Source organism: Komagataeibacter diospyri, from assembly GCF_043995075.1.
In the GTDB taxonomy this organism is placed as follows: Bacteria; Pseudomonadota; Alphaproteobacteria; order Acetobacterales; family Acetobacteraceae; genus Komagataeibacter; species Komagataeibacter diospyri.
In genome coordinates this window covers 1223706-1245536 of record NZ_CP171836.1, presented here as the reverse complement: position 1 = coordinate 1245536, position 21831 = coordinate 1223706, and the positions used below count along the sequence as shown (strand labels likewise).

The following is a 21831-nucleotide window of genomic DNA, read 5'->3' as shown; positions in this document are numbered from 1 at the left end:
CCTAACGTGATGGTAGCGGTGGACGGATTTGAACCGCCGACCAAGGGATTATGATTCCCCTGCTCTACCGCTGAGCTACACCGCCATCGCGTTAGGATGAGTGCGGAATACCCGTGCTGTTGGGGCAAGTCAACCCGTGTTTTGAAAACGGGGATGATAAAGGCCCGAAAACCCCATCGATTTGTCACGCACCCCCATCAGGGGGTACTACTGGTGGCCCCGCCCATAATCCGCGAACAACCCGAAAAGGCTGCGCACCCTTCGTGAAAACAGAATTCCTGGCACTCCTGACCAAGATCCGGCACCTCTTCGGGTGGCTGCCGGGGCTGCTGTCCTCCATACTCATGCTGTGCGTGGCGGGACTGGTCGCGGAGATGTTCAGCCGGTTCATCACGAAACTGATCCTGCGCATACCGGGGCAGAAGCGCGGGGCCTTCGTGCGTTCCTTCACCATGGCCATGCAGCGCCCCGTGCGCATCATGCTGGTGATCGTGTTTGTTGGCACGGCACTTCCGGTGTCGGGCCTGCCCTATGACATCATGCAGGCCACCATGCATACGCTGGTGGTGCTGTTCGTGCTGATGCTGGGTTATGCGGCCGTGGTCGCCACGCGCATCCTGTCCGATGCGTATCTCAAGCGGATCAATGGCAAGGATGACAAGGACGACATCCTGCTGCGCACCCACATGACCCAGGTGCGCGTGCTGCGGCGCACGACGGACCTGCTGATCGGGCTGCTGACCATAGGGGCTGCGCTGATGACGTTTGAGCCGGTGCGGCAGTACGGGCTGAGCCTGTTCGCGTCCGCCGGTGCGGCGTCACTGGTGGTCGGTCTTGCCGCGCGTCCGCTGCTGACCAACCTGTTCGCGGGCATGCAGATCGCCATGACACAGCCCATCCGCATGGAAGACCTGATCATCATCAATGGTGACTGGGCGTGGGTGGAAGAAATTACCTCCACCTATGTCGTACTGCGGGTATGGGACTGGCGGCGACATATCGTGCCGATTTCGTATTTCCTTGAAAACACGTTCCAGAACTGGACCCATAATTCGGCGGCCCTGATTGGCGTAGTGTTCCTGTATGTGGATTTCAACGCGCCCATGGACCGCATCCGTGAACGCTTGCGCGAAATCGTGCATTCCGCCCCGTTATGGGATGGCAAGGAATTTGCGGTGCAGGTTGCAGACTGCAATGCCCATGTCATGACGATCCGCGTGATCGCAAGTGCCCGTTCGGCCATGCAGAGCTGGGACCTGCGGTGTGAAATCCGTGAACAGATCCTGGCCTTCCTGCGCGATGAATGTCCCGAGGCCCTGCCGCGTGACCGCATATCGCATGTGGCATCTGTATCGGGGCTGGATGTGATGGGGGATCCGGGCATGCTGTCACCGCCCGTCAAGCGTCCGCCGCCGGGTGCCTATATGGGGCCACGCAGCGGCACGAGCGGCGGGGGCATGAGCATGACCGATGGTGGGCAGGGTCACGGCTGACCGCGTCCGGAGCCTTGGGATATAAAGAAGTTTCTGAAGAAGCTTTCTTGAAAAAGATTCGGGAAATGCCGCCTTTCTGAAAAAAGGCGGCACCCGGAAACGTTTATCAGTCTTCAGAAGGACAGGTAAGCGAATGCGGCCCCACCGGCCACGATGCAGTACCAGCCAAACGGGCGCAGCGCCCAGTCTTCATGATCGCGGAAATAACGCATGAGGATACCGGTGCACACCAGGGCCACGACAGCCGCCACGATGGATGCGATGATCGCCATGTGCATCTGTTCGGGCTGGGGCGGGGCATGGCGCAGCTTCAGCGCCTCCAGCACGGTGGCGGCCAGTATGACCGGCTGCGCCATGAGAAAGGCGAACCGCGCCGAATTTTCATGCGACAGCCCACGCAGCAGGCCACCGACGATACACGCCCCCGAACGCGACAGGCCGGGAAAGAACGCCAGGCACTGGAACAGGCCGATCACCAGCGCCTCCCCAAACCCCAGCGAGGCGAGCGAGCGGTTGCTGGCGGGCAGCAGGCCTGCGCGCATCCGGTCCACCAGCAGCAGCATGATGCCGTTGAGTGTCAGGAAAACCGCTGCATACCGCGCCGTGCCGAACAGGCTGCGGATGGCATGTTCAAACAGCCCGCCAATCAGCACGGCGGGAATGGTGGCGACAATCAGCAGCGCAAGGATGCGTATGCTGTCCATCTGTATGGTAACGCCATGGCGGCCTGCGGCCCCGGTGAACAGCGCCACCCAGTCGCGCCAGAAAAAAACCAGAAGGGCCACGCACGTGCCCAGATGCAGCATGACGAGCAGGGGCAGGAACATTTCCCCATGCAGGTCAACGGGCCAGTGCAGGATGGCGGGCACGATGGCGGCGTGCCCCAGACTGCTTATGGGAAACTGTTCTGTGGAACCCTGAATGATTGCAATGATAATAGCTTGGATGAGTGTCATTGTCCGCCCGTCCATGACGCAGTAGGATGAAAAGATAAGGCAAGGCATAGCGCCGGTTTCCCATCGCCCGGCATTGCGGCGGATTTCGGGATGGCGTGTCGCCGTATCGGGCAGGGAGCCATCATGGCAAGGCAGAGAAGTGGCGCGATCATATCCAGCGGGCTTGTCCTTCTGGTTGCGGGAGGGTTCTGTCTGTACGCCCGCGCTTCACAAAGCGGCGGTACACGGGACCGCTACCCTGTCATGGCGCGCTTCGTTTCGGCAAACGGGCTGGCGGTCGGGGCCAGTGTGGACATGGACGGCGTGCCCGTGGGGCGCGTGACCTCCATCGCGCTGGACCCGACAACCTACATGGCCAATGTAGGCTTCACGCTGGACCGTACATTGTCGCTGCCGGACGATACAACCCTTTCAATCGGCAGCCCGACGCTTACGGCGGACACCGCCCTGCTGGTGCAGCCCGGGCAATCCGCGGACAGGCTGAAGCCCGGCGCGGTCATTACAAATACGCGTGAACCGCTCAGTCTGGAACAGCAGGTCAGCAATTACATCTTCGGCAATGGTGGCCTGCCCAGTGACTGAGGGGGCAGGCTGGTCCGCTCAGTCATTCAGCGGGTAGGACGCCATAAGCCTGCGCTGGCGCAGCCACGCGCGCAGCATCGCCATCGCCCCGCTGCTTTTCCATCCCTCACGCCGTTTCTTCGCGCCGATGCGGAAGGTCTCTCGGTAATGCATGAACTGCGTCATGTAAGCATCGCGCAGGGTGGTGCGGGCATCCCATATATGGGTGGCCTCGGACCCCACACCATTGATTTCGATGATCTGGAAATCCTTGCCCTTGCGCAGGGATGCAAGGCTGCGGGCCTTGGCGTCGATCCGGCCGAAATGGAAATCGGGAATGTCGCGCATGATGGTATTCACCCGCGCGCGCAGTTCGGGTGTTATGTCCACCGCGCGGTCATGGAAGATCGAGCCCTTGCAGTGATTGCCCGCGAACACCAGCGGCAGTGACTGTCCCGCTGGCGGGACTTCATGCAGGCGCGCCGCCAGCCGTGGCAGGTAGATGTGGGGGACAAGGCGGGTGCGGGGATCGGCGTGGATCAGTTCCTCCACCGTGGCAGTGCCATCGCCGGTCAGGCACGGGACTTCCTTGTAGGTCAGGGAGGTGATGCGGCCTTCCGCCTCGTCAGGGTGGCGGATGTAGAACAGCCCGACCTCATGCCCGTAGGGGATCAGATGCTGCAGCATGACCGGCACGTCACGGCCAAAATCGGCCAGTCCCGCGCGCAGGCTGTCTTCGTCGCGCATGATGCGCACGCCGGTGCCATTGCACCCGATATCGGGTTTGAGCACGACGGGAAAGGACAGGCCCGCACCCTTCATCGCCGCCAGCGCGCGTGGCAGGTCGTCACGCCCCGTGGTCAGCACGGCATAGGGGGCGATCCATTCGCGCGCCACGTCGCCTGCCATGTCCAGGATCGAGCTTTTGCTTTCCCCGCACAGGCCACCGGTCTCGATACGCGGATTGGCCGCGGTGGGCAGGCTGAAATCGCGGTGCCACAGCCCCAGAATGATCCAGTACAGCACGATGGGGGTATAGAAGATCCATCCTGGCCAGAATTCAAACGCGGAAACCGTGGGGGTCCCGGCCTGCTTTGCTGGTCCGCTGTCAATGGCTGTGGTTACGTCGGTCATCGGGTCTCATTACTTTGCAAACGTGCGATCATGCGGCTGATCAGGAATATGGTCAGGATGAAACCGGCCATGCCGGCCCATTTCCATGTCCCCAGGTGATCGATCAGGAACTGTCCCACCTGCAGCGAGACAAGGAACAGCATGGAGGTCCATATCAGGGTCGCCAGCACCGCCGCGATACAGAACAGCCCGAACCGCGCGCGGAAGAAACCACACGCGGTGTAAAGCGGCAAGCGCGCGCCGGGTACGAAGCGGCTGATGAACACGATGCGGAACACGTTGCGGTCGAACCACTGCCCTTCCTGCGCGCCGCCGGGCAGGGTGATCCATTTCCGCGCCGGGGGCCACAGGGCCGCCAGCCTGCCCATGCCGTACAGTCCCATGTCGCCTACGACAATGCCGATATACAGCGCCACCAGCGCCACCGTGACATCGACATGCCCGGTGCGTACCTGCATGGCGGTCATGATGGTTGCCGCGTCTTCCAGTATGAAGGTGCCGATGATGATCGCCAGCCCCTGCATGAAAGGCGACGCCCCGGCCGCCATGAGATAGGCGGTCAGCGTGGGCATGCGCGCAGTTCCAGCGTGTCCCGACCGTGCGGGATGGGAAAACCGTAACTACGCAAGCAAAAGCCCTTCAGTCGGCCCGGCATGCGGGCATGGGAAACATTGGCCATGAGAGGCCAACGGGAAATGACGACGGGCGTTCTTGTGACATGCTTCGCCTGCCGTCACAAACGCGAAATTGTGTCGCAGCGTGTACATGGTCATGCCTGTGCCATGCGCGGGCGGGCCAGACATTGACGTATACGCAAGTCAGACATTGAAACGGGCGCAAGGCCGTGGCACAGCATCTGGAATGCTTGTACGTCGCCGCCTTCTTCATGCCGCCGCCGCCTCTCTTGCCGGGGCTGGCGCCTCATGGCTCGTGCCCGCGCGCGCGGCGCACCATCCGGGCAGGGGCGCACCCGCCACGGCGGGCGGTGATTACGCCACGTTCCTGGCCACCGTGCGGCGCGATGCGATTCGCCAGGGGCTGACGGCCGATGCCGTGACCCGGGCGCTGGCGCTGTCCGCGCCGAACATGCAGGTCATACAGCGTGACCGCAACCAGCCCGAATTCCACCTGACATGGGCGCAGTACCGCGACCGCGTGCTGACCCAGCGCAAGATCGCGGATGGCCGTGCGGCCTTCGCACAGCAACGTGCGATTCTGGAACAGCAGGTGCTGACCCGGTACGACGTGGCCCCCGGCGCGGTGATGGGCATATGGGGGCTGGAATCGGGCTATGGCGCGATTACGGGCAAATTCGCGGTGGTGGACGCGCTGTGCACCCTGGCGTTCGAGGGACGGCGCGCGAAATTCTTCCATGACGAACTGTTCCACGCGCTGGCGATCCTTAATGCAGGCGACATTACCCCCGAACTCATGACCGGCAGTTATGCCGGCGCCATGGGGCAGCCGCAGTTCATGCCCTCGGCCTACGCGAAATATGCCGTTGATATCGATGGCGACGGGCGGCGTGACATCTGGCATTCCGTGGCGGACGTGTTCGGCTCCATCGCCAACTACCTTGCCGGGTCCGGATGGGTGGGAGGCGAAAGCTGGGGGCAGCAGGTGATCGTGCCCGACACTGTGGCGCAGTCCACGCTGGGCCGCACCCAGACCCGCACACTGGCGGAATGGATGGCGATGGGCGTGCGGCAGATGGGTGGCGCGCCCTTTGACCGCCCGACCGATACCGGTGCCGTCCTGCGCCCCGACGGGCCGGGGGGCGAGGCCTTCATGGTCTATCGTAATTTCGCCGCGATCCGTCGCTATAATCCATCCGATTTCTATGCGCTGGCCGTTGGCCTGCTGGGGAACGAAATCGCGTGACGGACCCTGTCACGCCAGTCGTGGCCGCGCGCCCGGCTGGGACCTACCGGACCAAGGATGCAATGCACACCCGACGTTTTCTTCTGGCTGGGGCCACCAGCCTTCTTGTATCCACCCCCGTATGGGCTGCGGGCCGCCGTCGCCATCCCGCCACGGCAACGCCTGCCACGGCCGAACCCGCGATACCGTCATCCCCGGCCAACAGCCTGATCGGCCCGATCGACACCATCGCGCGGTGGGCGTGCATTGTCGATTACACCACGGGGGCCGTGATACTGGAGAAGGCAGCGGATGAACGCATGCCGCCGTCCTCGCTGACCAAGATGATGACGGCCTATGTCGTGTTCAGCATGCTGCGCGCGGGCAGGCTTACGCTGGAACAGACGCTGCCGGTCAGTGAAAAGGCATGGCGGATGCAGGGGTCGAAAATGTTCGTGCCGCTGCGCGGGGCCGTCGCGGTGTCCGACCTGATACAGGGCATGGTGATCCAGTCGGGCAATGATGCGTGCATCGTGCTGGCCGAAGGCATCGCGGGGTCGGAAGACCAGTTCGTCAGCATGATGAACGCGCAGGCGGCGCAGCTGGGCATGACCAACAGCCATTTCCTCAACGCCACAGGCTGGCCCATGGACGGGCACTACATGTCCGCGCGGGATGTCGCGACCATCGCCATGCACCTGATCCATGATTTTCCTGAATATTATCACTTCTTTTCGGAACGAAGCTTCACCTTCAACAAGATAACGCAGGAAAACCGCAACGCGCTGGTAGTCCGGGGCGTGGCCGACGGGCTGAAGACCGGCCATACCGACGCCGGTGGCTTCGGCCTGTGCGCCAGCGCCGAACGCGGCGGCAACCGCGTGGTCATGGCCATCAACGGCCTGCCCAGCAGCAACGCGCGCGCCAATGAGGGCGAGCGGCTGTTTGAATGGTCATTCGTCAATTTTGAAAATGCGACCCTGATCCATAACGGCGCGGTGGTGGACAATGCCCCGGTATGGCTGGGGCAGGCGCCCACCGTACCGCTGGTGGCAACCCGTGACGTGACGCTTACGCTGCCCCATGGCTGGCAGAACCGGGTGCATGTCGGCGTGGATTACCGCAGCCCCGTGCCCGCGCCGGTCGTGGCGGGGCAGCAGCTGGGTGAAATGGTCATTACCAATACGGGGCTTGCGGAAATCCGCATTCCGCTGGTCGCGGGGGCCGCAGTGCCACGGCTTGGGCTTATGGGCCGTGCCTCGGCCGTGCTGGGTCGCAAGCTGGGACACGGCTAGGCCATGTCCGGGCTGTTCATTACGTTTGAAGGTGGCGAGGGAGTGGGCAAGTCCACGCAGGCCCGGCTGCTGGCCGATTACCTGCGTGGCCGCGGGCTGGATGTGGACCTGACGCGCGAACCGGGGGGCACGCCGGGGGCGGAGGCCCTGCGCGACTTCCTGCTGTTTGGCGGCCACGACCTGTCATCCCGGGCCGAGGTCATGGCCCATTTCGCCGCCCGCGCCGACCATGTCGACCGGCGCATCGCCCCGGCGCTGGCTGCGGGAAAGGTGGTGATATGTGACCGCTTTACCGATTCGACCGAAGCCTATCAGGGGCATGGGCTGGGCAATGGCGATCCGGTGCTGCTGGACATGATCGCCCGGTTGCGCGCGCTGGTGCCCGCCGTACCCGACCTGACCCTTGTACTGCAGGTGCCCCCGGCCATTGCCGCCGCCCGCATGGCGGAACGCGCCAATGACCGCACCGACCGGTATGAAGCACTGGATACCGCGTTCCATGCCCGTGTCGCGGTAGGGTTTGATATGATTGCCCGGCGCGACGCCACGCGGTGCCGCCGCATTGACGCCAGTGCGGCAATGGATGCGGTGAAGGATGACATCCGCACGGTTGTGGCCCCGTACCTGAAACGGGCGGACAATGCCTGATCCACGCGCCAGCCGCCGCCTGCTGGGGCATGACGGGGCGTGGCAGGAATTCCTGTCGGTCATCCGCACCGGCAGGCTGCACCATGCCTGGCTGCTGACCGGGCCGGAGGGAATTGGCAAGGCCACCATGGCCTTCATGATGGCGCGTACCCTGCTGGGCGCGCAGGACCATGACAGCCCTGTGGGCCACCGCGTCACTGCGGGCACGCATGCCGACCTGCTGGTGATCGCGCGCGGGGTGGATGAAAAACGCCACCGCCTGCGCCGTGAAATCGTGGGCGATGACATACGCCCCATATCCGCCTTCCTGCGCCGTACGGCGGCGGAAGGGGGCTGGCGCGTCGTGATCGTCGATGGCGCGGAATACATGAACCGCACGGCGGCTAACGCCATCCTGAAGATCCTTGAGGAACCGCCCGAACGCGCCATCCTGATCCTGACCACGTCGGTACCCGGACGGCTGCTGCCCACCATACGCAGCCGTTGCCGGGTGCTGGCCCTGTCCCCACTGGATGACGCGGCCATGCGCGCGGTGCTGGCGGACATGCCATCCCCCCCCACGCCGGACCAGATCGCGCGCATCCTGCCGCTGGCCCACGGTGCACCGGGACGGGCGCATGACCTGCTTGCGGGAAATGCCGCGGAACTGGCGGAAATCGTGGCGGGCGTGATGGATGGCACGGTAGGGGAAGGCGCCGGATATGACATTGCCGAACAGGTGACCCGGCGTGAAAATGGCTTTAGCGTCTTTTTCGATCTGCTGTGTGATGCCATATCAGACAGGACGCGTGCCCTTGCCCTCGGTGCGGAGCAGGGGCGTGAGAGGGATCCGCTCCCGGCCCGACTGGCCCTGCTGTGGCAGGACATGGTACGGCTGCGCGCGGAAACCGAACAATTCAATCTGGATAAACAGCAGGCGTTGCTTACGGCGCTTGCGCGGGTGAGTGGAATATGACACGGCGCTATTACGTCACAACACCAATCTATTACGTGAACGGGGCGCCGCATATTGGCCATGCCTATACATCGGTCGCGGCCGATGTGATCGCGCGTTTCAAGCGACTGGCAGGATTTGAGGTCTTTTTCCTGACCGGAACGGACGAACATGGGCAGAAGGTGGAACAGGCCGCACAGGCGGCGGGCATGACCCCCATTGCCTTTGCCGACCGCGTGGCCGCCGATTTCCGTGACATGTACGACAAAATGGCCATCTCGTACGACGACTTCATCCGCACCACCGAACCGCGTCACACGGACGGTGCGCAGGCGCTGTGGAAGAAGCTGGAGGAAAACGGCCACATCTACCTTGGCGCGTATGAAGGCTGGTACGCCACGCGCGACGAGTGCTTCTATGGCGAGGAAGAACTGATTGACGGCCCGGACGGGAAGAAGGTGGCCCCCACGGGGGCCGCCGTGGAATGGGTGAAGGAGCCGTCGTATTTTTTCGACCTGTCCAAATTCGGCGACAGGCTGCTGGAACTGTACGAAACCCGTCCCGGCTTCATCGAACCCGCCAGCCGCCGGAACGAGGTGGCGAGTTTCGTGAAACAGGGCCTGCGCGACCTGTCCATCAGCCGCACCAGCTTCAACTGGGGCATTCCCGTGCCGGGCGACCCGAAGCATGTGATGTATGTGTGGGTGGATGCGCTGGCCAACTACCTGTCCGCCGTGGGCTATCCGGACCAGACGGCCCCGCGTTGGGATTTCTGGCCTGCAAACCTGCATCTGGTGGGCAAGGACATCCTGCGTTTCCATGCCATCTACTGGCCCGCGCTGCTGATGGGGGCGGGGCTGGAACTGCCGGAGCGCGTGTTCTCGCACGGGTGGTGGACCATCGAAGGCCAGAAGATGAGCAAGTCGCTGGGCAACGTGGTGGACCCGCGCGACCTGGTGGCGGAATTCGGCCTGGACCCGATCCGCTTTTTCCTGATGCGCGAAATGCCTTTTGGCGGTGACAGCGATCTCAGCCGCCGCGCCATCATCTCGCGCATGAATGTCGAACTGGCCAATGACCTTGGCAACCTTGCCCAGCGCACGCTGTCGCAGATTGCGCGCAACTGTGACGGAAAGCTGCCGCCGCAGGGCACGCATACGCCCGAGGACACGAAGCTTCTGGCCGCCGCCAGCCTGCTGCCGCAGATCATGCATGAACAGATCGACCGGCAGGCCCTGACCGACGCGCTGGAGGAAGTGTGGAAGGTCATCCGTGCCTGCAACGCCTATATCGACCATCAGGCGCCGTGGAAGCTTAAGAAGACCGATGCCACGCGCATGGGGGACGTGCTGCGCGTGCTGGCCGATGCGCAGCGGACCATAGCGACCGTGCTGCAGCCCTACATGCCCGGCAGCATGGATAAAATGCTGACCCAGCTTGGCGTGCCGGAAAATGCGCGGGATTTCGCATCCCTTGATACACCGCTGCCAGCAGGGTGCGCGCTGCCCGCGCCACAGGGTATCTTCCCCCGCCATGTCGAACCGGAGGCTTCATGACCCGTACGGGACTGACCGACTCCCACTGTCACCTTGACCATTTTTCTGATGAGGAAATGCCCGAAATCCTGGCCCGCACGCGGCAGGCCGGGGTGGATGGCATGGTGACCATCGGCACCCGCCTGTCCCGCGCCGACCAGCAGAAGAAGCTGGCGACGCTGGATACGCCCGACCTGCGGGTGTGGTGCACCATCGGCACCCATCCCGACCATGTGGATGAGGAAGTCCTGCCCGACGTTGCGGAACTGGTGGCAATGGCCGATGACCCGCGCGTTGTGGGTATCGGGGAAAGCGGGCTGGACTATTTCCATGGGCAGCCCGACATCCGGCCAAGGCAGCATGAAAGCTTTCGCGTGCATATCGATGCGGCGCGGCGCACCGGCCTGCCGCTGGTGATCCACACGCGTGAAGCCGATGACGACACGCTGGGCATCCTGCGTGACGAGACCACGCGGAACGGGGCATTCCCGTTCCTGATTCACTGCTTTTCATCCGGGCCGGACCTTGCGCGCGGTGCGCTGGAACTGGGGGGGTATATCAGTTTCTCCGGCATTGCGACGTTCAACCGTGCGCAGTCGGTGCGTGACGTGGCCAGGGACGTGCCGGACGACCGGTTACTGGTGGAAACCGATTCGCCCTACCTTGCCCCGGTACCGCGTCGTGGCAAGCGGAACGAGCCGGGATACGTGGCCTATACCGCCCGCGTCCTGGCGGAACTGCGCGGGATGGAAGACGCCGCATTCGCGCAAATGACCACCCGCAATTTCAGCCGCCTGTTCAGCCGGGCGGTCTGACGTATGGAAATGATCATCCTTGGCTGCGCCGGTTCCGCTGGCGTGCCCATGCTGGGTGGGCCGGACGGGGCAGGGGACTGGGGCGAATGCGACCCGAATGAGCCGCGTAACCGCCGCTCGCGCTCATCCGTCATCATCAGTGACGGGCCGGGGCGGGTGCTGCTGGTCGATACGGGGCCGGACCTGCGTGACCAGTTGCTGGCGCAGCGTGTCAGCGTGGTGGATGCGGTGCTGTACACCCATGCCCATGCCGACCATATCGCGGGACTGGACGAACTGCGCACCATCAACCGCATCATTGGCGGTGCGCTGCCGGTTTACGGTACGCGGCAGGTGATGGATGAAATCAGCGTCCGCTTCGATTATGCGTTTCGCCCATGGACGCCGCCGCATATCTTCCGCCCCATACTGGATGTCAATCACGTGATTCTGCCGTCCACCGTCGTGATGGCGGGGATGGACGTTCAGGTTTTCGGCCAGTGCCATGGCAAGACCGAAACGCTGGGCCTGCGGGTGGGGCCAATGGCCTACTGCACCGACGTGGCCGAAATGGATGACGCGGCGCTGGATACGCTGCGTGGCGTCGATACATGGGTGGTGGACTGTTTCCAGCGTGATGCCCATCCGTCCCATGGGTGGCTGGCACGGGTGCTGGAATGGCGCGACATCATCCGGCCGCGCCGCACGGTGCTGACCCATATGGGGCCAGACATGGACTGGGCGTGGATGCAGGCCAACCTGCCTGATGGGGTCGAGGCCGCGTATGACGGGCTGCGCCTGTATGCCGGATGAAAGATAAAAGTTTTCGGGTGCCGCCTTTTTTCCAAAAGGCGGCGCTCTGTGACGCTCGCTGAAAAACGCTTCACCAGAAACGTCCTGATGATTGCAGGCCGTTTTGCCGCGTTTGCGCAATAAAAGCGCACCGGACCCGCGCGTAATGCTTGCCAGCGCCCGATTAGCACCCTAAGAGGGTGCGCCAACGGTCGGTGACCCGAGGCGCGGGGTAGCCGCCATCTGCTGACGAGGCCCCTGCATCATGTCTTCCATCCCCAAAAACACATCCGCCCCCCGGCTTGAGGACCGCATCCGCGAAGCCCTCGCCTTTGATGACGTGCTGGTTGTTCCCGACGAATCGAATGTCCTGCCGTCGCAGACATCGACCAAAACCCGGCTGACCCGCAAGATCACGCTGAACATTCCGCTGATTTCATCCGCAATGGATACCGTGACCGAGGATAGCATGGCCATCGCCATGGCGCAGAACGGTGGTCTTGGCGTCATTCACAAGAACCTGACGATCGAACAGCAGGCCGAGCAGGTCCGCCGCGTCAAGCGTTTCGAATCGGGCATGGTGGTCAATCCCGTCACGGTCTATCCCGACCAGACGCTGGCGGAAGTGAATGCCACCATGTCCCGCCACGGGATCAGCGGCCTGCCGGTGGTTGAACGCGAAACCAACCGTCTGGTCGGTATCCTGACCAACCGTGATGTCCGTTTCGCCACCGATCCGGCACAGCGCGTGTATGAACTGATGACACGCGAAAACCTGGTGACCGTGCGCAACAACGTGGACCGTGACGAAGCCCGCCAGCTGCTGCATCGCCACCGGATTGAAAAGCTGCTGGTCATTGATGATGAAGATCGCTGCATCGGCCTGATTACCGTCAAGGACATGGACCGCGCGGTGCAGTACCCGCAGGCCAACAAGGACAGCCTTGGCCGACTGCTGTGTGCGGCGGCGACCGGCGTGGGGGACGACGGTGTGGCGCGTGCGCGCGAACTGATCGCGGCGGGCGTGGACGTGGTGGTGATCGACACCGCGCATGGCCATTCGTCAGGCGTGCTGAAAAGCATCGAGCGCATCCGCGCCATTGAAAACGATATCCAGATCATTGCCGGTAACGTCGCAACACCCGAAGCGGCGCGTGCGCTGATTTCCGCTGGTGCTGACTGCGTGAAGGTGGGCATCGGCCCGGGGTCGATCTGCACCACGCGTGTTGTCGCTGGTGTGGGCGTGCCGCAGTTTTCCGCCGTTATGGAAACCTCTGCCGCGTGCCACGAACTCGATGTGCCCGCAATCGCCGATGGCGGGGTGCGGACCTCGGGCGATATCGTCAAGGCGATTGGCGCGGGCGCCGACGTGGTAATGGTCGGCTCGCTGCTGGCCGGCACGGAAGAAGCACCGGGCGAGGTGTTCCTGTATCAGGGCCGGACCTACAAATCCTATCGCGGCATGGGCAGCCTTGGCGCCATGTCCCGTGGCTCGGCCGATCGCTATTTCCAGCAGGATATCAAGGACACGCACAAGATGGTCCCCGAAGGGATCGAGGGGCGCGTGGCCTACAAGGGCGCGATGGGTGCCGTCATCCACCAGCTGGTTGGGGGGCTGCGCGCGGGCATGGGTTATACCGGGTCCGCCACCATTGCCGATCTGCAGCAGCGCGCGCGCTTCCGCCGCATTACGGGTGCGGGCCTGCGTGAAAGCCACGTGCATGACGTGTCGATCACGCGTGAAGCCCCCAACTACCGGCAGGACTGATCCTGCCGGTTCCATGACAGTAACGGTTCCATAATCCATGACACCCAGCGCACGGCTTTCCGCCGCCATTGACCTGCTTACCGCGATGGAGGCGACGCCGCAGCGGCCTGCCGATGCGCTGGCCAATGCCTTTTTCCGTGAACGGCGGTATATTGGCGGCGGCGACCGCCGGGCCATTTCGGCCCGCGTGTGGTGTATCCTGCGACACTGGCGCAGGCTGCACTGGTGGATCGAACGCGCCGGCATGCAGCCAACGCCCCGTCTGCTGGCGCTGGCCATGATGGCGCTGGACCAGCAGGGGCGTGAAAATCCCGATGACCTGTTTACGGGTGAACGCTATGCCCCGCTGGGCCTGACCGGGCCGGAACGGCGGCTGTTTGACCAGATTCGGGGGCAGGCGCTGACCCATCCCGACATGCCGCGCGCCGTCAGGCTGGAGGTGCCGGACTGGCTGCTGCCCCGTCTGGAACGCACCTTTGGTGATGGGCTGGAAACGGAACTGGCTGCGATGGAAGGTGAGGCGACGCTGGACCTGCGCGTCAACCTGCTGAAATCCGACCGTCCCACCGCGCGTGCCGCGCTGGAGGCGGACGGCATCCGGGCCGAAGACACGATCCTGTCACCATGGGGCCTGCGGGTCGCGGGCCGTCAGCCCGTGACGTCATGCGCCGCCTTCCGCAGTGGCATGGTGGAAATACAGGACGAAGGCAGCCAGCTGGTTGTCGCCGCCGTGGGCGCGCGGCCGGGCATGCGCGTGCTGGATTACTGCGCGGGTGCTGCGGGCAAGACGCTGGGCATGGCCATGACCATGGAAAATCGCGGTCATATCGTGGCATGCGACGTATCCGAACCCCGGCTGGAAGGAGCGGTGCGCCGCCTGCGCCGCGCGGGCGTTCACAATGCCGAGCGTCATCTGCTGGTCGCGGGCGACCGCTGGGCACGTCGTCGCAGCGGCAGTTTCGACCGCGTGCTGGTTGATGCGCCGTGCACCGGCACCGGCACGTGGCGGCGCAACCCCGATGCGCGTCTGCGGCTGCGTGAACAGGATCTGCTGGAACTGACCGCCAAGCAGGCCGACATCATTGACCGCGCGGCCAGCCTTGTCCGTCCCGGCGGGCGCATGGTCTATGCCACGTGCTCCGTCCTGCGCGAGGAGAACGGGGACCAGATCGCGGCCTTCCTTGCGCGTAATCCCGCCTTTTCCATAGTGACGCCCGATGGGGTGGACGATGACCTGCCGCCGGGACTGGCGGTGGAAGGCCAGGTGCGCCTGACACCGCGCCAGCATCATACGGACGGTTTTTTTGCGGCCATCGTGCAGCGCGATTCCTGACATGACATGCCTGTTGCGGCGTATTTTGAAATGCCCCGTGACAGGCGTTTTGGTGGCGTCTTTTCAGGAAACGGCGGCCTGCCCTGACGCTTTCTGAAAAAAGCTTTACCAAAAACCTCTTTGTAATTTGCGTGGCGTCTCATAGGCAGGTTTTTTGAGACTGTCTCTTGGATAATTAAGAAAAACCACACGCCAGAACCGCATTCCAGGCCCATGACACGAATCTGGCGGCGGCAGGGGCGTTTGCGTTTGCAACAACGCGGGACATGGGCATGCAGGCAACGAACCTGGCGATAGGAATTCTGTTCGTACTGGGCGGCGGGATCGCGGCCCAGTGGGTGGCGTGGCGGTTCAGGTTACCGGCCATCGTGCTGCTGTTTTCTCTCGGGCTGATTCTGGGGCCGGGTCTGGGCATCCTGCACCCGGGGGCTGCGATCGGGCCGTATTTCCATCCGCTTGTGTCCATGGCCGTGGCCTTTATCGTGTTCGAGGGCGGACTTGCGCTCGACCTGCGTCAGTGGCGTGAATCGGGGGAAGGGGTGCTGCGTCTTACGGCTGCCGCCCTGCCCATCAACTGGATACTCGGCTCACTTGCCGCGCATTATGTTGGGCACCTGCCATGGGGGACGTCGTGGCTGTTTGGCGCGATCGTGGTGGTGACGGGGCCGACGGTCGTGCTGCCGCTGCTGCGTCATACCAAGCTGCGGCCCCGGGTCGCGGCGTTCCTGCGGTGGGAAGCCATCGTCAATGACCCCATTGCCGCCATCCTTGCAACGCTGGTGCTGGAATGCCTGCTGATCCGCCCGTCCCATACCGGCGGCATTTCGCTGGCGACGGTGGAAATCGGGCCGCATCTGCTGTTTGCCACCATGTTCTCGATCGCGTGCGGCATTTTTCCCGCAATCCTGATCAAGTTCCTGTCCGCGCGCGACATGCTGCCCGAAATCCTGCGTATTCCCATGATCCTGGCCTTTGTCATGACGGTGGCCGCACTGTGCAACCTGATCATGCAGGGGGCGGGACTGATGGCGGCCACGGTGTTCGGGATGGCGCTGGCGAACCTGCATGTAACCGGCATGTCGGAACTGCAGCGGATCAAGGAATCCCTTGGGGTGATCGTGGTGTCGTGCCTGTTCGTGCTGCTGACGGCGGACCTGCCGCGCACGCTGCTGACCGAACTGTCGCTGCCCATCATGGCGCTGACGTTTACCGTCATGTTCGTGGTCCGGCCGCTGGGTATTTTCCTGTCCACCATCGGGGCCAGCATGTCATGGCAGGAACGGCTGTTCGTGGGCTGGATCGCGCCGCGCGGTATCGTGGCGGCGGCGGTGGCGGGGGTGGTCGGCCTGCAACTGCATGAAGCGGGATATCCGGGCGGCGACCTGATTACGCCCGCCGTATTCGCGCTGATCGCATCCACCATGATCCTGCACGGGTTTTCATTGCGGCCGCTGGCGCGTGCGCTGCGGCTGACCCTGTCGGATGAACCCGCCCTGGCCATCATGGGGGCCAACGCATGGTCCACCAGCCTGGCCCGTGTGGTGCATGACCGGGGCGTGCCGGTGCTGCTGGTCGATACCTATGCCCCGGCGCTGAACAAGGCGGCGGGGTTTGGCATCCCGATCCTGCGTGCGGAACTGCTGTCGGTCGAGGGGATGGAAAGCCTGGAGGAACGCCCGGCAGACTACCTGATCGCGGCGACGCCGGATGCGATCTATAACGGCCTTGTCTGCGCGCGCATGGCGCCCGACCTTGGCCGCCAGCGCGTGTTCCAGGTCAGCCCTGGCATAGCAAGGCTGGATCTGTATCACGGGCTGAGCCGGGATTCGCGCGGCAAGGTGCTGGGGGAACCGGGGTGGAATTTCTCCTATATCGATTCCCTGTATGCCAGAGGCTGGCGCTTTGGCAGCCACGTCATGGAAGAACACGTGGAGGAAGCCGACCTGCTGTCCGGTCCGGGCATGCTGTTCATGATCATCCGCAAGGGCAGCGCGATATGGATCTTTTCTGCCGAGGACGCGATTCCGGCTGAACCGGCGCAAGGCGACATCATCGTCATGCTGCTGCCGCCCGCCACAGCCCCGGTAAACGCGGCGACGACACCAGCACCGCCTACACCGGCCTGACGTCGATTTCCCCCAGCCCGGCGGCCAGCAGATGGCGCAGCACGGGTTCGGGCAGGGCGATGCAGCCTTCCGTCGGGCGACCGCCCGCTGGCGGCAGGTGAAGGAAGATAGCCGACCCTGCGCCAGAATGAACCGGGTCGTCGTTATAACCAAGAACCACCAGAATGTCGTAAACGTGATCCTCCCGCCACAGCCGTTCGTGCCGGGCGGGGTGGGGCAGGGCTACATACCGGTTATAATCAGTGTGTCGGGGGTCATCACACCATCCATCAAGCGGGGAGAGCGGTTCTACAGGCAGATGACAAACAGGTGATGCCACCCGGTCGGCGCGATAGAACACGCGTCGCAGTGGCAGAATACCGCTGGGTGTTGCGTGATCTCCCTCCATTTTGCGGTTTTTGATGCCGCCTGCGCCGATAATGGCGGGGAAAATTTCGCGCATGCAATGCAGTTGTGCATCCAGCCCTGTATTCGTTTGCAAAATAGCGCGTATCATGAATTCCTCTGGATCGGGTCGTATTTATGTTATCTCCGGCCTAATCCGGCAGCATACGGCATGATGGCCGTCGGGTCGCGGGCCTGTCGGTGGTGTGGCCGGAAATGAACAGCAAGACAGAGACCGCCCTGCTGACGGGGCGGGACTAAAGTGATAAAGAGGGTTCGATGGCAGGAGCACGTCCCATACTGATAGCGGACGACGATCAGACTTTACGTCAAATGCTCGTTGAACAGCTGCAGATTGATGGTGAATTTGAAGCGATCGAGGCCGGCTCCGTCGCCGAGGCCTGGGAAAAGCTGCAGAAGCCGGGGGCGCGTTTCGATGCGATCATCCTCGATGTTTCCCTGCCCGACGGGGACGGACGCGATTTCTGCGCCGATCTGCGGCGCAAGGGCAAGCGTATTCCCATCATCATCCTGACCGGTTCCGATGACGAGACGGACGTCGTGCGCGGCCTGGATGCCGGTGCGAATGACTACGTCGCGAAACCGTTCCGCATTGCCGAGCTTCTGGCCCGGCTGCGCGCGCAGATGCGCATTTTTGAAAACAGCGAGGACGCGGTCTTCGCAATCGGGCCGTACATTTTCCGCCCGTCCGCCAAGCTGTTGCAGGAAACGGCCAAGAACCGCCGGATCCGCCTGACGGAGAAAGAGGCCGCAATCCTGAAATTCCTGTACCGTGCGGGCACGCGTCCCGTGCCGCGGCAGGTGCTGCTGAACGAGGTCTGGGGCTACAACGCCGCCGTGACCACGCATACGCTGGAAACGCACATCTACCGTCTGCGCCAGAAAATCGAACCCGATCCCACCAATGCCACCCTGCTGGTGACGGAAGGAGGCGGCTACCGTCTTGACCCCGAAGGGGGCAAGACTGCCATCGCCTGACCGGGTGATGGCCCGCATTGCAGGCTGATCTGACGGGCCGCCCGGTTTCGGGCGGCCCGGTCGCGTTCCGGGGGATGTTTCAGGCGTCCAGGTCGATCATGACCGGCACGTGGTCCGATGGCTTGTCCCAGTCGCGGGCCGTCCGCAGCACTTCCATGCCGCGCAGGGCGGACTGCAGGTCAGGCGTAACCCAGACATGGTCCAGCCGGCGGCCACGGTTGGATTTGCTCCAGTCCCGGTTGCGATAGGACCACCACGTATAAAGCTTCTCGGTCGCGGGGACGAAATGGCGCATGGCATCGACAAAGCCGGTATGCTGCCATGCCAGCAGGCGTTCGGTTTCCGCAGGTGTATGGCTGACGATCTTCAGCAGTTGCCTGTGGCTCCATACATCCTGTTCCAGCGGGGCGATGTTCAGGTCGCCCACCAGCACCGTGCGCCGCATGTCACGGCCGGAAAACCATTCCCGCGCTTCCTCCACAAACGCCAGCTTGTGCGCGAATTTGGGATTTTCCACCGGATCGGGAATGTCGCCGCCCGCGGGCACATAGAAATCATGCACGTCGATCGCGTCAGCGCCCGTGCCATGGCGTATGGCGATGTGGCGGCAGTCCCCGCGCCGGCACCAGTCGGGCGCGTCCTCCAGCACGGTTACGGGCTGGCGTGACAGGATCGCGACGCCATTATACCCCTTCATGCCCCGGAACACGACGTGGTCGAATCCCAGCGCGCGCACTGCATCAAGCGGGAACAGGCTGTCGGGCACCTTGGTTTCCTGCAGGCAGACGATATCGGGGGATGTGTCCTGGCACAGCCGCGCCAGAAGCGGCATCCGCAGGCGGAGGGAATTGATATTCCATGTCACAATACGCATATCGGGTGCATTGCCGATCGGGCGCGGGCTGACAAGAATATTTTTGTGTGCCCGCGGTACGGCGCGAGACAAAAACAGGAACGAATTACAAAAGGCGGCTGATATTCCGCGCAAAATGGAAACCGGGTTTTCCACCACGGAGATGCCACAATTTGTCCACCTGTGGGGTTGACAGGCATGTTTTGGGTTCATGTGGGGCGGGATTTTTTTTTCGGTCCATAAGTGGCCTGATATAGTTATTTAAAAACAATAGGTTATTGTTAGTGATGTTTTTTTGGGCAATCCAAGTTCAGGAAAGGAAAACCGCCATCCGCACGTTTTTTTCTGCTGCTGCTCCACAGACTTATCCACATCATCGGTGGATGAACGGCTGCCATCCATGACAACAGCCATTTCAACCGCCCCGGTCCGGCCCCCCGCCCAGCCGGTCGGGGTGGATGCGATAAGCCATGCCCTGCAGACCATGCCACAGTCGCCTGGCGTGTACCGCATGCTGGGGCCGAAAGGGGACGTGCTGTATGTCGGCAAGGCGCTGAATCTGAAAAAGCGCGTCACGTCCTATACCCATGTAAGCCGCCTGACCGAACGTCTGCGCCGCATGGTGTCCGAAACCCGCAGCATGGAAATTGTCACGACCCATACCGAGGCCGAGGCCCTGCTGCTGGAAGCCAACTATATCAAGCGCATGCAGCCCCGGTACAACATCCTGCTGCGTGATGATAAAAGTTATCCATGGATCATGCTGACGGACAAGCATGATTTTCCCCAGATCAGCAAACATCGCGGCAGGCCGGTGAAGGGGGCGTCATACTGGGGGCCGTTCGCATCCGCGTGGTCGGTCAACCAGACGCTCAACCTGCTGCAGCGTACGTTCCTGCTGCGCTCGTGCTCCGACAGTGAAATGCAGGGCCGCACGCGCCCGTGCCTGCTGCACCAGATCCACCGCTGCTCCGCCCCGTGCGTGGACCGTATCAGCCGCGAGGACTACGCCGCACTGGCGGGGCAGGCGCGTGACTTCCTTGCCGGGCGGAACCCGCATATGCGCGAGCAGCTGGGACGCGAGATGGAGGAGGCAGCCGATGCGCTGGAGTTCGAGCGCGCGGCCGCCATCCGTGACCGCATACGTGGCCTGTCAGCGCTGCAGCAGGATTCCAGCGTCATCAATCCCTCTACCGTTACGGATGCGGACATCATCGCGATCTGGCAGATCGCGGGGCAGTCGTGCATTCAGGTGTTCTTCATCCGTGCCGGTCGCAACAACGGCAACCGCGCGTTTTTCCCTGCCCACGCGCGCGATGAGAACGCGCCCGACGTGCTGGCCGCCTTCATCGGTCAGTTCTATGACGACAAGCCGCCGCCCGCCCACGTGCTGGTCAATCAGGATCTGCCGGAACTGGGCGTGCTGACATCCGCCCTGACCCTGCGCCGGGGGCGCAAGGTAGAGATCACGCATCCGCAGCGCGGGGAAAAGCGTGGCGTGATTGAACATGCCGAAATCAACGCGCGTGAGGCGCTGGAACGCAGGATGGCGGAAAGCGCCGGTCAGGCGCGGCTTTTGCAGGGGGTGGCCGACCTGTTCGGGCTGGATGCGCCGCCACGCCGGATCGAGACCTATGACAACAGCCATATCCAGGGAGCGAACGCCTATGGCGTGATGGTGGTGGGCGGCCCGGAGGGCTTCGACAGGCGCGCCTACCGCAAGTTCTCCATCAAGGGACCGATCACGCCGGGCGATGACTTCGCCATGATGCGCGAGGTGCTGGAACGCCGCTTCCGCCGCGCGCTGAAAGACCGCGAGGACGGCAACCGGCCGGAAGACTGGCCCGACATCCTGCTGATCGATGGCGGTGCGGGACAGTACACCGCCGTGCGTGGCGTGCTGGACGAACTGGGGGTGACCGGGGTTACGCTGGTGGGTATCGCCAAGGGGCCGGACAGGGATGCGGGGCGCGAATGGTTCCATACCGAAGGCCGCGCGCCGTTCCAGCTACCGCCGCGCGACCCGGTGCTGTATTACCTGCAGCGCCTGCGGGACGAGGCGCACCGCTTCGCCATCACCACCCACCGCGCCGGGCGGTCCAAGACGCTGGTGCGATCGGAACTGGACGACATTCCCGGCGTTGGACCTGCACGCAAGCGCGCGCTGCTCAAGCATTTCGGCTCGGCGCGCAGCGTGCGGCAGGCTGGCCTGGGAGAACTGGAAAATGCACCGGGCATCAATCGTGACATGGCCCGCGCCATATACGGATATTTCCATCCCGACTGGACAGGAGAGTGATCGGCTGTCATGCAGATGTGAGCATATGGCCTGCCTGACAGGCGTTATCAGTATTTCGGTTTTTCCT

At 63.3% G+C, this 21831-nt stretch carries 19 protein-coding genes and 1 tRNA gene; 14 read left to right on the top strand and 6 right to left on the bottom strand.

The window, feature by feature from the left end; genetic code table 11:
• Positions 1 to 10: 10 nt before the first annotated feature.
• Positions 11 to 85, bottom strand: a tRNA-Met gene (locus ACE2AA_RS05730).
• A 178-nt stretch (positions 86 to 263) separates the two neighbouring features.
• Between ACE2AA_RS05730 and ACE2AA_RS05725 the strand changes: the two genes are divergently transcribed.
• Entirely contained in the window at positions 264 to 1493 is a 1230-nt protein-coding gene (locus tag ACE2AA_RS05725; protein WP_141260287.1) for a mechanosensitive ion channel family protein, read from the top strand.
• Between the two features lie 113 nt (positions 1494 to 1606).
• On the opposite strand, the gene ACE2AA_RS05720 is transcribed toward ACE2AA_RS05725, so the two are convergent.
• Complete coding sequence (locus ACE2AA_RS05720; protein ID WP_141260286.1) at positions 1607 to 2449, bottom strand: undecaprenyl-diphosphate phosphatase; 843 nt, start codon at positions 2447 to 2449, stop codon at positions 1607 to 1609.
• Positions 2450 to 2572: 123 nt separating this feature from the next.
• Here ACE2AA_RS05720 and ACE2AA_RS05715 point away from each other — a divergent pair, with 123 nt between their 5' ends.
• Positions 2573 to 3031, top strand: a complete 459-nt coding sequence (locus tag ACE2AA_RS05715; RefSeq protein ID WP_141260285.1) for an MlaD family protein — start codon at positions 2573 to 2575, stop codon at positions 3029 to 3031.
• 18 nt (positions 3032 to 3049) lie between these two features.
• Here the strand turns inward: ACE2AA_RS05715 and ACE2AA_RS05710 are convergent, their stop codons facing one another.
• Together ACE2AA_RS05710 and ACE2AA_RS05705 are read right to left on the bottom strand one after the other, a co-directional pair.
• On the bottom strand, positions 3050 to 4144 hold the full coding sequence (locus ACE2AA_RS05710) for a D-alanine--D-alanine ligase (protein WP_395371628.1): 1095 nt from the start codon (positions 4142 to 4144) through the stop codon (positions 3050 to 3052).
• Positions 4141 to 4716 (bottom strand): DedA family protein, encoded by a 576-nt coding sequence (locus ACE2AA_RS05705; protein WP_141260283.1) that lies wholly within the window; start codon positions 4714 to 4716, stop codon positions 4141 to 4143. The genes ACE2AA_RS05710 and ACE2AA_RS05705 overlap by 4 nt, the downstream gene beginning before the upstream one ends.
• Positions 4717 to 5005: 289 nt before the next feature.
• On the opposite strand from ACE2AA_RS05705, the gene ACE2AA_RS05700 reads away from it, so the two are divergent.
• The 10 genes from ACE2AA_RS05700 (at position 5006) to ACE2AA_RS05655 (ending at position 17229) form a co-directional block, all read left to right on the top strand.
• Positions 5006 to 6025, top strand: a complete 1020-nt coding sequence (locus tag ACE2AA_RS05700; protein WP_193557638.1) for a lytic transglycosylase domain-containing protein — start codon at positions 5006 to 5008, stop codon at positions 6023 to 6025.
• Positions 6022 to 7299 (top strand): D-alanyl-D-alanine carboxypeptidase family protein, encoded by a 1278-nt coding sequence (locus ACE2AA_RS05695; RefSeq protein ID WP_395371626.1) that lies wholly within the window; start codon positions 6022 to 6024, stop codon positions 7297 to 7299. The genes ACE2AA_RS05700 and ACE2AA_RS05695 overlap by 4 nt, the downstream gene beginning before the upstream one ends.
• 3 nt (positions 7300 to 7302) lie before the next feature.
• The gene (tmk, locus tag ACE2AA_RS05690) at positions 7303 to 7947 is read left to right on the top strand and encodes a dTMP kinase (RefSeq protein WP_395371625.1); all 645 of its coding nucleotides are present in this window, start codon (positions 7303 to 7305) and stop codon (positions 7945 to 7947) included.
• Positions 7940 to 8902 carry a DNA polymerase III subunit delta' gene (locus ACE2AA_RS05685; protein ID WP_395371623.1) on the top strand — a complete coding sequence of 321 codons (963 nt, stop codon included), beginning with the start codon at positions 7940 to 7942 and terminating at the stop codon, positions 8900 to 8902. Before tmk ends, ACE2AA_RS05685 begins: the two co-directional genes overlap by 8 nt.
• Complete coding sequence (gene metG, locus ACE2AA_RS05680; protein WP_141260279.1) at positions 8899 to 10437, top strand: methionine--tRNA ligase; 1539 nt, start codon at positions 8899 to 8901, stop codon at positions 10435 to 10437. Before ACE2AA_RS05685 ends, metG begins: the two co-directional genes overlap by 4 nt.
• A complete protein-coding gene (locus ACE2AA_RS05675) occupies positions 10434 to 11231 on the top strand; it encodes a TatD family hydrolase (protein ID WP_141260278.1) in 798 nt (265 codons plus the stop codon). Before metG ends, ACE2AA_RS05675 begins: the two co-directional genes overlap by 4 nt.
• Positions 11232 to 11234: 3 nt before the next feature.
• Positions 11235 to 12023: an MBL fold metallo-hydrolase gene (locus ACE2AA_RS05670; RefSeq protein ID WP_395371621.1), complete on the top strand. Its 789-nt coding sequence runs from the start codon at positions 11235 to 11237 to the stop codon at positions 12021 to 12023.
• 244 nt (positions 12024 to 12267) lie between these two features.
• Positions 12268 to 13770: an IMP dehydrogenase gene (guaB, locus tag ACE2AA_RS05665; protein WP_141260276.1), complete on the top strand. Its 1503-nt coding sequence runs from the start codon at positions 12268 to 12270 to the stop codon at positions 13768 to 13770.
• A gap of 37 nt (positions 13771 to 13807) precedes the next feature.
• Positions 13808 to 15103 (top strand): RsmB/NOP family class I SAM-dependent RNA methyltransferase, encoded by a 1296-nt coding sequence (locus tag ACE2AA_RS05660; protein ID WP_395371619.1) that lies wholly within the window; start codon positions 13808 to 13810, stop codon positions 15101 to 15103.
• 272 nt (positions 15104 to 15375) lie between these two features.
• Positions 15376 to 17229 (top strand): sodium:proton antiporter, encoded by a 1854-nt coding sequence (locus ACE2AA_RS05655; protein WP_193557637.1) that lies wholly within the window; start codon positions 15376 to 15378, stop codon positions 17227 to 17229.
• On the opposite strand, the gene ACE2AA_RS05650 is transcribed toward ACE2AA_RS05655, so the two are convergent.
• The gene (locus ACE2AA_RS05650) at positions 17216 to 17671 is read right to left on the bottom strand and encodes a L,D-transpeptidase (RefSeq protein ID WP_141260346.1); all 456 of its coding nucleotides are present in this window, start codon (positions 17669 to 17671) and stop codon (positions 17216 to 17218) included. The two genes, ACE2AA_RS05655 and ACE2AA_RS05650, sit on opposite strands and share 14 nt — an antisense overlap.
• A gap of 221 nt (positions 17672 to 17892) precedes the next feature.
• On the opposite strand from ACE2AA_RS05650, the gene ACE2AA_RS05645 reads away from it, so the two are divergent.
• A complete protein-coding gene (locus ACE2AA_RS05645) occupies positions 17893 to 18612 on the top strand; it encodes a response regulator transcription factor (RefSeq protein ID WP_026018684.1) in 720 nt (239 codons plus the stop codon).
• A gap of 79 nt (positions 18613 to 18691) precedes the next feature.
• Here ACE2AA_RS05645 and ACE2AA_RS05640 read toward each other — a convergent pair whose 3' ends face one another.
• Positions 18692 to 19486 carry an exodeoxyribonuclease III gene (locus tag ACE2AA_RS05640; protein ID WP_193557636.1) on the bottom strand — a complete coding sequence of 265 codons (795 nt, stop codon included), beginning with the start codon at positions 19484 to 19486 and terminating at the stop codon, positions 18692 to 18694.
• 379 nt (positions 19487 to 19865) lie between these two features.
• Between ACE2AA_RS05640 and uvrC the strand changes: the two genes are divergently transcribed.
• Positions 19866 to 21764 (top strand): excinuclease ABC subunit UvrC, encoded by a 1899-nt coding sequence (gene uvrC, locus ACE2AA_RS05635; RefSeq protein WP_162853801.1) that lies wholly within the window; start codon positions 19866 to 19868, stop codon positions 21762 to 21764.
• Positions 21765 to 21831: the final 67 nt, after the last annotated feature.

Coding starts and splice junctions, on each gene's coding strand:
- ACE2AA_RS05640 (WP_193557636.1), bottom strand. CDS start 19,486: ATGCGTATTGTGACATGGAATATCAATTCCCTCCGCCTGCGGATGCCG.
- ACE2AA_RS05700 (WP_193557638.1), top strand. CDS start 5,006: ATGCTTGTACGTCGCCGCCTTCTTCATGCCGCCGCCGCCTCTCTTGCC.
- tmk (WP_395371625.1), top strand. CDS start 7,303: ATGTCCGGGCTGTTCATTACGTTTGAAGGTGGCGAGGGAGTGGGCAAG.
- ACE2AA_RS05650 (WP_141260346.1), bottom strand. CDS start 17,671: ATGCGCGAAATTTTCCCCGCCATTATCGGCGCAGGCGGCATCAAAAAC.
- ACE2AA_RS05675 (WP_141260278.1), top strand. CDS start 10,434: ATGACCCGTACGGGACTGACCGACTCCCACTGTCACCTTGACCATTTT.
- ACE2AA_RS05660 (WP_395371619.1), top strand. CDS start 13,808: ATGACACCCAGCGCACGGCTTTCCGCCGCCATTGACCTGCTTACCGCG.
- ACE2AA_RS05655 (WP_193557637.1), top strand. CDS start 15,376: ATGCAGGCAACGAACCTGGCGATAGGAATTCTGTTCGTACTGGGCGGC.
- guaB (WP_141260276.1), top strand. CDS start 12,268: ATGTCTTCCATCCCCAAAAACACATCCGCCCCCCGGCTTGAGGACCGC.
- metG (WP_141260279.1), top strand. CDS start 8,899: ATGACACGGCGCTATTACGTCACAACACCAATCTATTACGTGAACGGG.
- uvrC (WP_162853801.1), top strand. CDS start 19,866: ATGACAACAGCCATTTCAACCGCCCCGGTCCGGCCCCCCGCCCAGCCG.
- ACE2AA_RS05670 (WP_395371621.1), top strand. CDS start 11,235: ATGGAAATGATCATCCTTGGCTGCGCCGGTTCCGCTGGCGTGCCCATG.
- ACE2AA_RS05645 (WP_026018684.1), top strand. CDS start 17,893: ATGGCAGGAGCACGTCCCATACTGATAGCGGACGACGATCAGACTTTA.
- ACE2AA_RS05720 (WP_141260286.1), bottom strand. CDS start 2,449: ATGACACTCATCCAAGCTATTATCATTGCAATCATTCAGGGTTCCACA.
- ACE2AA_RS05710 (WP_395371628.1), bottom strand. CDS start 4,144: ATGACCGACGTAACCACAGCCATTGACAGCGGACCAGCAAAGCAGGCC.
- ACE2AA_RS05685 (WP_395371623.1), top strand. CDS start 7,940: ATGCCTGATCCACGCGCCAGCCGCCGCCTGCTGGGGCATGACGGGGCG.
- ACE2AA_RS05715 (WP_141260285.1), top strand. CDS start 2,573: ATGGCAAGGCAGAGAAGTGGCGCGATCATATCCAGCGGGCTTGTCCTT.
- ACE2AA_RS05705 (WP_141260283.1), bottom strand. CDS start 4,716: ATGCCCACGCTGACCGCCTATCTCATGGCGGCCGGGGCGTCGCCTTTC.